Raw genomic sequence first — 13,376 nt, 5'->3', positions numbered from 1 at the left:
ACGAGTTCGTTTGTGGTAAGATGGGTGTAGGTCATTTATGGTAGTTCCTCTCAGACAAATGTGGTGTTTATCTGAGCCTAACATAAATGGCTTTTTTCTGTCTAGCTTAATTTTACAAATTGGGTATAGTATAACTGACATCAAAACCTTAATGCTCTTACTTAAAGAAAAAGTAGCACTCAAAATATTCCAGTGTCAGTGCCTTTAGAGTCAATGCCATTATCATAATTTTTAAAAACTAAAAGGAGTCTGTTATGAATCATCAACACAATCATCACATGGATAGGTCTCATTCTTCACATGCGACTCACCACAGTCATGGGGGTGGAATGGCTCATAGTGGCCATGCTGAAATGTTCAAGAAAAAGTTTTGGGTAAGTCTTATTCTATCTCTTCCTGTGCTATTTTTATCACCAATTATGGGGTTGAAACTACCGTTTCAATTTATCTTCCCTGGGTCCAATTGGATAGTATTAATTCTCTCGACAGCTGTATTTTTCTATGGCGGGATGCCCTTCATTACTGGTGCTAAAGATGAAATCAAGGCGAAAAGTCCTGGTATGATGACCCTGGTTGCTATGGGGATATCTGTTGCTTATTTCTATAGTGTCTATGCCTTCATTGCCAATAACTTTATCGGAGGCGATCATGTTATGGATTTCTTCTGGGAATTGGTGACACTGGTAGTTATTATGCTATTAGGTCACTGGATTGAGATGAAGGCTATATCCAATGCAAACTCTTCACTAGAGCAATTGGCCAAGCTTTTACCCGATGAAGTTACTCGTATCACCGATGGTAAGGAGGAGAATGTAGCTCTCGAAAACGTAAAAGAAGGCGATGTTCTCTTAGTACGTGCCGGTGATAAAATGCCTGCTGATGGAATCATCGAATCTGGCTCAACAATTGCGGATGAATCAGCCGTTACCGGTGAATCTAGGGGAATTATTAAAGATGTAGGAGATAGTGTCATCGGAGGTTCTATTAATGGCAATGGGACTATTCAAATGAGGGTAACTGGTACTGGAGAAAGCAGCTTCCTAGCTCAAGTCATGGAGCTGGTACGAAAAGCGCAGGATGAAAAGTCTCATTTGGAAGTCCTTTCCGACAAGGTGGCCAAATGGTTATTCTATGTGGCCGTTAGTGTTGGTATTGTGACCTTTATCGTTTGGTTGTTGATAGCAGATTTGCCAACGGCACTTAAATTTACAGTGACAGTACTGGTTATCGCCTGTCCACACGCTCTGGGATTAGCGATTCCGCTTGTCGTTTCTCGTTCAACATCAATGGCTGCTCAAAACGGACTATTATTAAAACGTCGCTCAGCTCTCGAAGTTTCCAGTCATCTAAATAAAATGGTTTTAGACAAAACTGGTACTTTGACAGAAGGAAAATTCGATGTTACAGGTGTTGAACAGTTCTCCCACTACACTGCTGAAGATGTTTTAGCTTTTTACGGAGCACTAGAAAAAACATCAAATCACCCTATCTCAACCAGTATTGTTAACTATATTTCTGAACGCAACATTCCCGTAAGGGATGCACAGGAGACAGAGAATATCTCTGGTAAAGGAATTCGAGGTCTAATTGATAATAAAGAAGTCCAAATTTTAAGCTACAAAGCCATCAAACTCCTTGGATTTAATATTGATCCAAAAGTTATCAAACCTTATCAAGAACAGGGAAATACATTAACCTTTCTTATTGTCGACGGTATATTGGCAGGTATGATTGCTCTGGGTGATACTGTTAAATCTGATTCAGCCGAATTTATTAAGTCACTAAAAAATCATGGGATTACCCCAATCATGATGACTGGAGATAATAAAGACTCAGCTAAGGCTGTTGCTGACTACTTAGGAATCACAAACTATTTCGCAGAGATGTTACCAAGCGATAAAGAAAAAAAGGTAGCCGAGTTAGTGGCTCAGGGAGATCAAGTAGCCATGGTAGGCGATGGGATCAATGATGCACCAAGCTTAGCCAGTGCCACTCTTGGCATTGCAATAGGGGCAGGTACTGATATCGCTATCGAATCTGCAGATCTTGTCTTGACCAATAGTAGGTTAAAGGATATCTTATACTTTTTAGATCTAGCCAAAAATACAAGAAGAAAAATGGTACAAAACTTGATTTGGGGAGCTGGCTATAATATTCTGGCTATTCCATTAGCTGCTGGAATATTAGCCCCAATCGGATTTATCTTAAATCCAGCTGCTGGTGCTATTCTCATGTCATTATCCACGGTTATTGTTGCGATTAATGCGATGACCCTGAAAATGAAAGGACAAGGATAGGAAAAGACATCGTGTAGGGCCTCCTCAACTCTAAGGTAAAATCCGGCTAACGTTTTATACAAAGGACTTACCTATTCGTATTAGTAATCCGAATCTTTTCTCAGTGGTGCGGATATTCATCATATTGCTTTAAAATCTGAGAGTGGGACAAAATATTGTAAACTTATTTAAGAAATAAGTATAGGTAAGTTTCTTAAAAAAGGTAGCACTCGTGCGTCTCATCAGTGATTCCTTGAGAAAGGGTAAGCAATGACTAAAAAATATCTATACGTTACCCAAGGAAATTAAGAAATATATCATATCTCCTATTTGCTAGTTACTTCCTTCATCCTTAAGCTACACTGCTATGAGGGAGGGAGTAAAGAGAGAGGTGCTGGCTTGTCTGTTTCAAATTTCCTTGTAGTAGAGAGGTGGACCAGTAGGGGAAATATATCGAAATAAATAGAAAAAAGAATGGACTGTTGAATAAATACGCTTTGAGCGGTGGCTTTCACCTGATAACTTTGATGCTAACGGCTACCAGAAAAGGTCTCTGCAAGATTAGATATAGCAGAGATAACAAATAAAAAGACACTTCTGATTCTAGTTTACTAGATGCTAACAGAAGTGTTTTTTTATCTTCTTTATAGATAGGCTTTTACATTATGACACATTTGTATTAATTGATAACCGAGTAATTGTTTTTGTAGGAGTGGTAAGATCGCTTTTATGGAAGAAGTGTGGGAGTGTGTTGGGAGAGCATTTCAGAAGTGAAGATCATTGACAATTTCGAGATGTTATTTTACTATCTAATTGAATAATATAGGAGTCAATAATATGCAGGAAACAATCAACCATTATAAAACTAATCTATACAAGGCTTTATCTCATTTGACCAAAGGATTGGGTAGTGAGAAGCGGATTGAAATTTTAAATATATTATCACAGGGCCCTAAATCGGTAGAGGGGATTGCACAAGCAACTGGCCTTTCGGTTGCTAATACATCACGACACCTTCAAGTGCTAAAAGACAGTCATTTAGTAGTGACGCACCGCAATGGAAATTATATTCGTTATAGTTTGGCTTCAGAAAAAGTGGCTCAGCTTATCCTTTTATTATTTGATGTAGGTGAGGAGCAGCTTGCTGAAGTTCGTGCTATTGAGAAAGATTATGATCAAGCGGCTGGAGTTAGCCAACTAACTTTGGATAAGGCAGTGGAGATGTCTGAGCAGGCAGATGTTGTCTTGGTTGATCTTCGACCAGCTGAGGAGTTTGAAGCTGGGCATCTGCCAAGAGCGCTGAATCTACCGATTGACGAGTTTGCTCAGAGAAAAACGAAGCTGCCAAAAGATAAAAAAATTATCCTCTACTGTCGTGGTCGTCAATGTGGTTACGCTAATCTAGCTGCCCAAGATTTACAGAACATGGGCTATCAAGCTTTTAGCCTTAATCGAAGTTTTGCAGATTGGAAATGGGGCACAGGTTTAGCCATCAAATAAGTCAATGTAAAAAGTAGTTTGCTAAAAAGTCAACTACTTTTTTTAGTACAGTTGAGCAAAACAGTTGACCTTTTATTGAAACATGCTATAATTCAATTATTCAATTAAATGATTGAATATAAAAATGCTGTTTTTTTTTAAAACTCTATTCAACGAATTAGTTGAATATCATAGAGGAGGCTATCATGACAAAACAACTAACAACTGAAACTTTTGCACAAGAAATCCAGGCTGGTGTCACATTGGTAGATTTTGGTGCGACCTGGTGCCCACCATGTAAGATGATTGAGCCAGTCGTAGAAGAGTTAGCGCAGGAATTTGACGGGAAAGCCAGCGTGACTAAGGTTGACGTCGATCAATCACCTGAGCTAGCCCAATTGTTCAATGTCCGTTCCATCCCTACCCTTATTTTCTTTAAAGATGGAAAGCCGGTCGATGCAACAATCGGTGTTCAATCTAAAAAAATTCTGGCCGATAAGTTGGCCAGTCAATTATAGGAGAAGGTTATGTACGATGCGATTATTATTGGATCAGGTCCTGCCGGATACACGGCAGGGATTTATCTGAGCCGTTCTGGTTTAAAGAATCGGTTAATTTCAGGGTATTCTCAGGGAGGTCAGTTGACAACGACAACTCTAGTTGAAAATTACCCTGGTTTTAAAGAAGGTGTAGATGGTAATGAACTTGTTGAAAGCATGCGCCAACAAGCCGAGCAATTTGGGACTGAAATGACCTTTGGTTTGGTTGAAAATATTGAAGGAGATGTTTCCCCATTTACCATTCATCTGGATAATGGAGAGGCCCTTCAAACCAAAGCGGTCATTATTGCGACAGGTTCCAGTGCTAAGTACCTAGGAATTCCTGGCGAAGAAGAAGTGATTGGAAAGGGTGTCAGTGCTTGTGCAACCTGTGATGCCTTCTTTTATAAAGAACGCGAAATTGTCGTGGTCGGTGGAGGTGATGTTGCCATGGAAGAGGCGATCTTTCTAACCAAGTTTGCTTCCAAGGTGACCCTTGTGCATCGTCGAAAAGAGTTAAGAGCATCAGATATTATGGTTCAGCGGGCAAAAGCCAATGATAAGATTCATTGGATGCTCAACTACACCCCGCTTGAGGTCCAGTCAGACATGCTAGGTATGACTGGACTTGATCTCAAAGATAACGAGACGGGAGAGGTGGTTCACCTTAAGGCAGATGGTTTGTTTGTAGCTATCGGTCATCATCCGAATACTGAGTTTTTACAGGGTAAGCTCGCCTTGGATGATAAGGGCTATATCAAAACAGAACCAGGAAATTCAAAGACAACAGTAAAAGGTATTTATGCAGCAGGTGATGTCCAAGATCCTAAGTATCAACAGGCGGTAACAGCAGCTGCTAGTGGTGCCATTGCTGCTCTAGATGTTTTGGAGTATCTCAACCAATGACTCAAGATAGTATCACATCAACTTTGGAATTAAAAGAACTTGTCTCAGCGACAGCTCGTCTTGCGCTCTTAGTCTCTGCCAATCAGTGCAGTCTCTCTCCCTTAGGGCAAAGAGCCTTGATGAAAGAAGCAAGAGACCGTAATCTCCCTCTTTATCAAGCAGATATATTTCAAGTCCCTAAACTGATTCCCTTATACGGACTAAATCCAAACCAAATCAGTTTACTCATCTTTGAGCAGGGGCAGTTGATGGCAAAGGAGGTTGCCTAGTATGGCTAGAAAAACATTCAAGCAAGCTAAGAAAAAGAAATTCGCTGTCCAAGAGTACAGCCGTTGCCAATCCTGTGGGCGACCACACTCGGTCTACCGCAAATTTCAACTCTGTCGGATTTGCCTACGTAGCAATGCTTATAAAGGAATGATTCCAGGATTGAAAAAAGCATCTTGGTAACAAGAAAGGAATTATCAATGGAAATTAGTTACTGGTCAGATATTGCCTGCCCATTTTGTTATATCGGTGCAGCTCGTATGAAACGGGCGATGAGAGAGGTGGGATTAGATCCCTATGATTTGGAAATGAAGGCCTTTCAATTAGATCCCAATGCGCCTTTAGAAACTGACGAAACCATGCAAACCCAATTTGCGGCCAGCCACGGGATGACCCAGGAGCAAGCCAAATTGCAATTTGAGCACATGGCTGCTATGGGTGAGGAGGAAGGCTTGCATCTAGATGTTGCTGGTGCTATTCCAACCAATACCTTCTCAGCCCACCGTTTAGTCAAATGGGCGCGCAAACGCTTGTCTAAGGAAGATCACCAAGGCTTGATCATGAAACTCTACCAGCTCTATTTTGTAGATCATGTCTCAATCGCTGATAAGGAAGTCCTTGTCTCCGCTGCGACAGCAGTCGGTCTGCCAGCTGATGAGGTTTCAACTTTTTTAGATGGAACAGAGTTTTCAAGTGACGTGAAACAAGATATTCTTGAAGCTCACCAATCAGGTGTGCAAGGAGCACCCTTCTTTGTAATTAACCAGAAATATGGCATTTCCGGTGCTCAGCCCTATGACTATATGTTAGCAGCCCTTAAACAAATCCAAGCAGAAGAAGGAGAGGTTTAGAATGAAAGAATTTAAATTAGATCTTTTTGAATCTACTGGAGCCAACGAAAACGGTATCGGTCTTGTCTGTGGTATTGATGGCTGTGCCATTGATCCAGGCTTGCTTGAGTCAGTTGAACAAACCAGTGAGATGACACAGATTGAGGAAACAGACTGATGGAACTATCTGTGTTAAATTTAGTCCCTTTACGAACGGGGCAGTTTTCTGAGATTAATCTGTTAGCCCTGTAGAAGAAACCATCAGTAGTATTATGATAATCTGTCGTAATTAGAATAGTGCCCTACTAGCCACTTTTGTGGCTATTTTTTCTGTCAAAGTGAATCTCAGTAGCACTTAAGGATGGGATAGAGTGTTTTAAAAAAATGAGCAAGTAGGTTGACAAATTGAAGACCCTATCCTATACTTGTATCACAAACAAGAACAAGTTTGCCGCTTATCAGTCAGTTACTGATAGCAGAGCAGTGTTTGGAGAAGGAGTGCTATGGATACCAAATTTTCTGTCGCCATTCATATTTTGGCCATGATTGCTGAAACCAAGGAAAGCTTATCTTCACAAGCCTTGGCAACAAGCGTTGGGACCAATGCTAGCTATATCCGCAAGGTTATCGCCCTTTTAAAAAACGCCAATTTATTGACCTCGCATCAGGGCAAGGTCGGCTATGAGCTTACCAAGGCTCCCTCAGACATTAGTCTGCTTGAAATCTATTATGCGACCCAAGAAGTGGCGCAAGTCAAGCTTTTTCAAGTTCATCAGCATGCGAATATGGATTGTCCTGTCGGCAAGCATATTGAAGGGGCCATCAGCCCAGTCTTCCAACAAGCAGAAAGACAACTAGCTGAAGAGCTAGCCAGTCAAAGCTTGGCGGATGTCATTGCTAATCTCTACAAACAAGCTAACTTAGCCAAGTAATGAGCTTGGCTAATAATTTAAATCAACTTGTATCTGTACTCAAAACAAGAACAAGAAAGAGTTGACAATTACCTCAATAACTAACAGACCCAGTTCTGCTATTTTCAAAAATTAGAAAGAAGAAAATCATGAAAGCAGCACAATTAAACGCCTACAGCAAAAACAACCTCAACCTTGACCTAGTCGATGTCGCAAAGCCAACATCAGTGGAAAACCAAGTCCTTATCAAAGTATTGACTGCCGGTGTTAACCCACTGGATAACATGATTACTCGTGGTGAGGTCAAGATGATTGTCCCCTACAAAACGCCTCTCATCGCTGGTAACGAAGTAGTCGGTATAGTCGAGGAGGTCGGCAGCAATGTGAACCAGTTCAAGAAGGGGGAACGTGTCTTTGGACGCCTGCCGTTAGATAGTATTGGTGCTTTTGCCGAATATGTGGCAGTGGATGCTGAAGCCTTGGCCATCGTTCCAGATTATTTGACAGATGAAGAAGCCGCTGGTGTGCCACTGACTGCTCTAACCATTATGCAGGCCTTAGAGCTGATGGATGCCAAAGCCGGGCAGACCCTTTTTATCTCAGGTGGAACTGGTGGCGTTGGAGCTATGGCTATCCCTCTTGCTAAGGCTAAAGGCTTAAATGTTATCACCAATGGCGGAGCTGATAGTCGTGATCGTGTCCTATCACTAGGTGTGGATCAATTCTTGGATTACAAGACACAGGATTATACCGAGCTCTTGTCAGATATTGACTTGGTTTTAGACACACTAGGCGGTGCGGAGACCGAGAAACAGATGACTGTCTTAAAACCTGCTGGTCACTTAGTGTCGCTTCGTGCTATGCCCAATGGAGCCTTTGCCAAGCGTATGAACCTTCCCAAATATAAGCAGCTTCTCTTTGCTCAAGCTGGCCGTAAATTCGATAAAATGGCTGATAAATACGGGGTCCATTATGACTTTATCTTCGTGGAAAGCAACGGCAAGCAGTTGCAAGAAGTGGCAGCTATCTTTACCGAGCGCCAGATCAAGCCGTCTATAGATACCGTCTTTGGCTTTTCAGATGTCAATAAAGCCTTAGACAAAATCGCTAATGGTCGCTCACGTGGTAAAACAGTCCTCAGCATGAAAGGGTAAAACATGGCTTATTTAACAACTAAAAACCAATATATTACTGTTAATGGCAACAAAATCGCCTACCGTGAAATCGCAAAAGGCAAGTCAGAACGGCCTTTGGTCATGCTGGTTCATTTAGCAGCAACCATGGATAACTGGGATCCTAAGCTGATCGATCTTTTAACTCAAAAACAACATGTCATTCTGCTTGATTTACCAGGTGTTGGAGCAAGCGAGGGTAAGGTTGCCCCAACTATTCCAGGCATGGCTGAGCAGGTGATTGCTATTGTCAAGGCCATGGGTTATGCCAGCATCAACTTACTGGGACTGTCCATGGGCGGTATGGTCGCTCAAGAAGTCGTGTGGCTTGCGCCAACTTTAGTCAACCGACTCGTTCTAGTTGGGACAGGGCACCGAGGCGGCATCGGTATTGATAAGGTGACGTCAAGGACTTTTCGTTATATGGCGCGTGCTGGTTTCCACCACGTAGATCCTAAACGCTATATTTTTTACGGGCATGATGCTAAGGGCAAAATAGAAGCAGATAAGGTTCTCAGTCGTTTAGACAGCCGTGATCAGGCTTATGCGGACAAGGCCATGGCAGTTCCGTCTTTCCTGCGTCAGCTTAAAGCCATCAAACGCTGGGGCAAGTCAGCAGAGGATGACCTGAGCTTTATCAGCCAACCGACTTTTATCGCCAATGGGGATAAGGACATGATGGTGCCGACGGAAAATTCTTATATCATACACGAAAAAATTCGCAATAGCCAGCTCATCATCTATCCCAATGCTGGTCATGGTTCACTCTTTCAGTATGCTGATCAATTTGCTAAGGATTTAGAGGATTTCTTAGGAGTATCACATGACTAAAACCATCCTCATCACCGGCTCAACGGACGGTATTGGAAAGCACTTAGCCGCCAAGCTAGCAAATGAAGGGATATGACCGCATAAAATGAAGCTAAACCGGCTAAATTTAGTCAAGGCTATAAACGTGCTGACGCTCTAATTCCCCAGAAACAGTTCTTTACCTCAGCTGGTATTCTTGTTACAATAATAATCCTGTCAGTTATAAGCTTGCAAGTAATAGCAGTGACAGAAATTATAGAATAAGATTAGGAAGTGAACCATGAGCAAACTATCTACCAAACTCATCGCACAAAATACTATGATCGCAGCCATCTATCTAGTGCTGACTCTCATCAACCCCATCTCAAGTGGGATTTTCCAATTTCGCCTATCAACACTCTTGATGGCAGTTCCCTTTTTCTTTCCAAGGCTATCTTATGGCCTTGTGATCGGGGTCATGGTCAGCAATTTCTTTACAGGTTTCGGCTTGATTGATGTCTTGGGTGGCTTTGTCATCCAAACTCTATCCCTATTCGTCTATAATAAAGTCTTCAAATCGGCCTATCTTAAGAGCTTTTTATATGCCCTAACAGCTGGTTTGGTCGTTTCAAGCGTCATTTTTTACGTGACCAAGATTCCATTTGAAAGCAAGGCCTTTGCCCTCAGCGTCTTTTCTGTAGGTGTTTCAAACTTCTTGATTGCCGTCATCGGTGTCTTTATCGTCGATAAATACCTCAAAACACCCTTAGAAAGATTCCTTGTTAAATAGTTAGATCCCTTGGTTGCCACACAAGTCAACTGAGGTTTTTTTATTATCGCAAATTTGAAAATAGCTATAAAATAAATGTTGACTGTTATGATTATTTCTAAAAAATTGAAAATAATAGAAATAATAGATGGTAGAGATGATTTGATGATATAATGGTGACAAAGTAAATGCTATGAAAATCGTTTTATTGAAAATCTGGCTTATTTAGAATTGTGTCGACGATATCCTAAAGTATACGTAGGTAACACTGGAAAGTATGAAGTGTATTTCGTAGCTGTCACTGACCAAGAGTTTTAGGAGTGCTATCAAGTGAGCGAGACAACCTTAGTTTCAGAAATCTTAAAAAGAGAGCCCCATCCCTAAAAGAAATCTAGGATCAAATTCCAAAATACCTATTAACTTTAGGCAGAATTCAACCTACAGCAAATTACGATGGGATCATCAAGAAAAATTTGGTGGACTGGTTGTTGGAGAAGTAAAGTAGATAAAGGAGGAATGTATGACAGTCAGATTAGAATTGCTAAAAATAGAAGACAAAGAACAATTCATCCTAGACAATCAGGAATCCTTTAGATATGGCGCACTAGAAGAATTTGGCAAGCGTGACGCTCATTTTGAAAAGGATGGCGAAATCATCTCTCGCCAAACTATCGAGCAGGCTATTGATACAGGAATCGCCTATAGAATTGTTGATCAAGATCAAATTGTTGGTGGCTTGGTTCTTCAAATAAATGGTAGCAAAGGAGACTTAGATTTATTATTTGTCTCTCCGCAGCATCATAGTAAGGGAATCGGTTATGCAGCTTGGCAAGAAGTTGAAAAACACTATCCACAAGTCAAAGTATGGGAGACTATGACACCATATTTTGAAACCAGAAATATTCATTTCTATGTGAACCGTCTGGGATTTCATATTATCGAGTACTTTCATGAAAAGCATCCAGATCCTCACCGAAATAATGACACGGCTACAGATGATAGTGACGGCATGTTTCGTTTTCAGAAAATTCTCTCAATATCAGATCATTGATTTGGGATAATAATATAAAGTGAACAAGAAGCAAATTTGTTCGTCTTAATTTTAGCACTTGTTCACGGTTATAGACTGACTATAAAAACATTTGTTAGCTTAACTCAAAGTCTGCATTTTTTTGATGTTAGAGTAGTCGCATATGGCTAAGGACATTGGAAAGCTTTTCCTGTGCTTTTTCTAGGCTTAAGTTGGTGTCTAAAAGCCAATAGTGGACAAAGGCAACAATAGCCCCTGAAAAGATGTGGATAGAGGCAGGATCTACAGTCAAGCCATGCTCATGGCTGCCGTCTAGGTTGGTGGTAACGATCATCTGGTGAAAGGCCGCCGAAAAGCTAGCGGGTTGGCTGGTTAAGAGTTGGTGAATAATGAAGCGGTTGTGATCCACGGCATGCAGGATATTATTGAGAAAGAGTCGGTTTTCTGCCGGCGTGATATGGCTGAGATCTTTAGCGACTGGGCGACAGGCCTCCTCCATAGATAGAAGGATTTTCTGCAGGAGGCTCTCATAGAGATGCTCTTTTGTCTCGTAGTGTTGGTAAAAAGCATTGCGTGATACTTGAGCCAGCTGGCAGATTTCTTTGACAGAAATTTTAGCAAGGTCCTTGGCTTGCAGGAGGTGTAAGAAAGCCTCTTGCAAGTTTTTTTCGGTCTTTTCAAAACGTAAGTCTTTTTTCAAGATGACAGTCCTTTCTAATGTGTCCTTTAAGTGACAGATGTGAAGATAATGTCCATTGCATTATTTAAATGACAGGTGTACTATAAATACTATACCATATTACCAAGGAGAAAAGAAGGTGATTCATGAAAAATCGCCTAACAGATCATTTAGATATTGCTAAATCGATTATCGAACAGTTCTTGACTTGGTAAAGATGGGTGATAGATAAAATGACAAATGCTTGTCACTATTCTAGCTGATCAGCCTCACTACTAGAGGTATTTACTAAATCAACAAAACAGCAGAGCGGTAGTGACTATTTTCTGGAGTATGGCATGATGACCATCTAATAATAGAATAGGAGTAAGCATGATGACAGAAAAGAAACAAATGAAACTCGGGCTTGCTATGTTTGGCGCAGCAGGTTTAAATTTTAAATCTTGGCTGGATCCAGAGGTTCACTTGGAAGACTATCCAGATATTTCGGTAGATGTTAAAGAAGCCCAATTGGCAGAAAAAGGAAAATTCCAGTTTATGTTCTTTGGTGATTTTCCTGGGACAAAAGCTGCTGATAATGCTGATATGCAGACCATGGGGATGGATCCTTTGCTGATTGCGACGGTCATTGCCAGTCAGACAAAGTATATTGGTCTAGGGATTACCAGAGCGACGTCTTGGAACAATCCCTACGAAGTTGCTCGCCAATTCAAGACGCTAGATGCGATTAGTAAAGGTCGTGTGGCTTGGAATGCCGTAACTGGGGCTAATGGGGTTAGTGCCAATGCCTATGGTGTTTCTTTGCCGTCCAGTTTTGATCGCTACGGCAAGGCAGCTGAATTTGTAGAAGCAGTCCAAGCTTTATGGGCAACTTGGGAAGAAGATGCGCTTAAACTCGATCATGATAAGCAAATTTTCGCGGATTATGACAAGGTGAAATCCGTGTCCATCAATGGAAATTATATTGAAACGTCTGGAACCTTACCCATTCCGCCATCAAAACAAGGTCAACCGCCAATTTTCCACTCAGGTGGTTCAAGCAATAGTGTTGCCTTTGCCGGTAAAGAAGCTGATGTCTATGTTGGTGAAGTGTGGACGATTGAGCAGGGACAAGCCATGCGTCAGGCCCTCAGCCAAGCCGCTGTTGCAAACGGCAGAAAATCAGATAGTATCGCCTTTATCGCAGGAGTCATGCCTCTCATCGGAGACAGTAAAAAAGATGCCCTAGAGCGCCATGCAAGGTTCATTGATGAAGAAACCTTTTATCAAAGAGTGGCTCATATCGGCTATGCACTAGGGGTTAACTTTACCATGGCTGATATTGAAAGGCCAATCGATCCTGAGATTCTAGACGGCGTTGAAATCACGCCTTACAGTGACCCACGGACTGAAAACATCATCCGAGTGGCGCGTGAAGGCTGGACTCTACGAGAAGTGGTTTACCACTCAGTTATTGACTATCACCCTGCAGCAGTCGGAACAGCTGAAGATATCGCTGATCACTTAACTGAATGGTTTGAAAGTGGCGCTGCCGACGGTTTCTGGGTCATGCCTGACGTCTATGAAACAGATCTTAAGCGCTTTGTCGATGAGGTTGTTCCCATCCTGCAAGAACGCGGTCTCTTCCACACAGACTATGAAGGTAAAACACTCCGAGAAAATCTAGGTCTTCCTTATCAATATGGTGTGCGAACAGAGGGTTAGATGACAGTTTTATCCATTTTGTCAT

The 13,376-nt window shown here is 41.6% G+C and carries 15 protein-coding genes and 1 pseudogene; 15 read left to right on the top strand and 1 reads right to left on the bottom strand.

The features are described 5' to 3' along the window. Positions 1-254 precede the first annotated feature (254 nt). The 14 genes and pseudogenes from AC4HAO_RS10130 to AC4HAO_RS10065 all read left to right on the top strand — a co-directional run bounded on the left by AC4HAO_RS10130 (position 255) and on the right by AC4HAO_RS10065 (position 10,989). Positions 255-2,297: a heavy metal translocating P-type ATPase gene (locus AC4HAO_RS10130; RefSeq protein ID WP_491093870.1), complete on the top strand. Its 2,043-nt coding sequence runs from the start codon at positions 255-257 to the stop codon at positions 2,295-2,297. 816 nt (positions 2,298-3,113) lie between these two features. Next, positions 3,114-3,776 carry an ArsR/SmtB family transcription factor gene (locus tag AC4HAO_RS10125; RefSeq protein WP_491093871.1) on the top strand — a complete coding sequence of 221 codons (663 nt, stop codon included), beginning with the start codon at positions 3,114-3,116 and terminating at the stop codon, positions 3,774-3,776. A 185-nt stretch (positions 3,777-3,961) separates the two neighbouring features. Then, on the top strand, positions 3,962-4,273 hold the full coding sequence (trxA, locus tag AC4HAO_RS10120) for a thioredoxin (RefSeq protein WP_491093872.1): 312 nt from the start codon (positions 3,962-3,964) through the stop codon (positions 4,271-4,273). Between the two features lie 9 nt (positions 4,274-4,282). After that, positions 4,283-5,200 (top strand): thioredoxin-disulfide reductase, encoded by a 918-nt coding sequence (gene trxB, locus AC4HAO_RS10115; protein ID WP_491135296.1) that lies wholly within the window; start codon positions 4,283-4,285, stop codon positions 5,198-5,200. Continuing rightward, positions 5,197-5,469 (top strand): hypothetical protein, encoded by a 273-nt coding sequence (locus AC4HAO_RS10110; RefSeq protein ID WP_491093874.1) that lies wholly within the window; start codon positions 5,197-5,199, stop codon positions 5,467-5,469. The genes trxB and AC4HAO_RS10110 overlap by 4 nt, the downstream gene beginning before the upstream one ends. A 1-nt stretch (position 5,470) precedes the next feature. After that, complete coding sequence (locus AC4HAO_RS10105; protein WP_491093875.1) at positions 5,471-5,650, top strand: type Z 30S ribosomal protein S14; 180 nt, start codon at positions 5,471-5,473, stop codon at positions 5,648-5,650. Positions 5,651-5,667: 17 nt separating this feature from the next. Continuing rightward, complete coding sequence (locus AC4HAO_RS10100; protein WP_491093876.1) at positions 5,668-6,318, top strand: DsbA family oxidoreductase; 651 nt, start codon at positions 5,668-5,670, stop codon at positions 6,316-6,318. Between the two features lies 1 nt (position 6,319). Beyond that, positions 6,320-6,475 (top strand): hypothetical protein, encoded by a 156-nt coding sequence (locus AC4HAO_RS10095; RefSeq protein ID WP_491093877.1) that lies wholly within the window; start codon positions 6,320-6,322, stop codon positions 6,473-6,475. A 325-nt stretch (positions 6,476-6,800) separates the two neighbouring features. Beyond that, complete coding sequence (locus AC4HAO_RS10090; RefSeq protein ID WP_491078427.1) at positions 6,801-7,229, top strand: Rrf2 family transcriptional regulator; 429 nt, start codon at positions 6,801-6,803, stop codon at positions 7,227-7,229. Positions 7,230-7,357: 128 nt separating this feature from the next. Further along, on the top strand, positions 7,358-8,362 hold the full coding sequence (locus AC4HAO_RS10085; protein ID WP_491135295.1) for an NADP-dependent oxidoreductase: 1,005 nt from the start codon (positions 7,358-7,360) through the stop codon (positions 8,360-8,362). Between the two features lie 3 nt (positions 8,363-8,365). Then, positions 8,366-9,211, top strand: a complete 846-nt coding sequence (locus AC4HAO_RS10080) for an alpha/beta fold hydrolase (protein ID WP_491135294.1) — start codon at positions 8,366-8,368, stop codon at positions 9,209-9,211. Between the two features lie 259 nt (positions 9,212-9,470). Next, positions 9,471-9,959 carry a QueT transporter family protein gene (locus AC4HAO_RS10075; protein ID WP_491135293.1) on the top strand — a complete coding sequence of 163 codons (489 nt, stop codon included), beginning with the start codon at positions 9,471-9,473 and terminating at the stop codon, positions 9,957-9,959. Between the two features lie 186 nt (positions 9,960-10,145). Further along, a pseudogene (locus AC4HAO_RS10070) lies at positions 10,146-10,438 on the top strand (ATPase); the annotation flags it as partial. Between the two features lie 20 nt (positions 10,439-10,458). Beyond that, entirely contained in the window at positions 10,459-10,989 is a 531-nt protein-coding gene (locus AC4HAO_RS10065) for a GNAT family N-acetyltransferase (protein WP_491135292.1), read from the top strand. A gap of 127 nt (positions 10,990-11,116) precedes the next feature. On the opposite strand, the gene AC4HAO_RS10060 is transcribed toward AC4HAO_RS10065, so the two are convergent. Then, a complete protein-coding gene (locus AC4HAO_RS10060) occupies positions 11,117-11,668 on the bottom strand; it encodes a TetR/AcrR family transcriptional regulator (protein WP_491135291.1) in 552 nt (183 codons plus the stop codon). Positions 11,669-12,019: 351 nt separating this feature from the next. On the opposite strand from AC4HAO_RS10060, the gene AC4HAO_RS10055 reads away from it, so the two are divergent. Continuing rightward, complete coding sequence (locus AC4HAO_RS10055) at positions 12,020-13,351, top strand: NtaA/DmoA family FMN-dependent monooxygenase (protein ID WP_491135289.1); 1,332 nt, start codon at positions 12,020-12,022, stop codon at positions 13,349-13,351. Positions 13,352-13,376 lie beyond the last annotated feature (25 nt).

This window comes from Streptococcus sp. ELY_137 (genome assembly GCF_058314515.1).
This window is presented reverse-complemented; position numbering and strand designations above follow the sequence as displayed.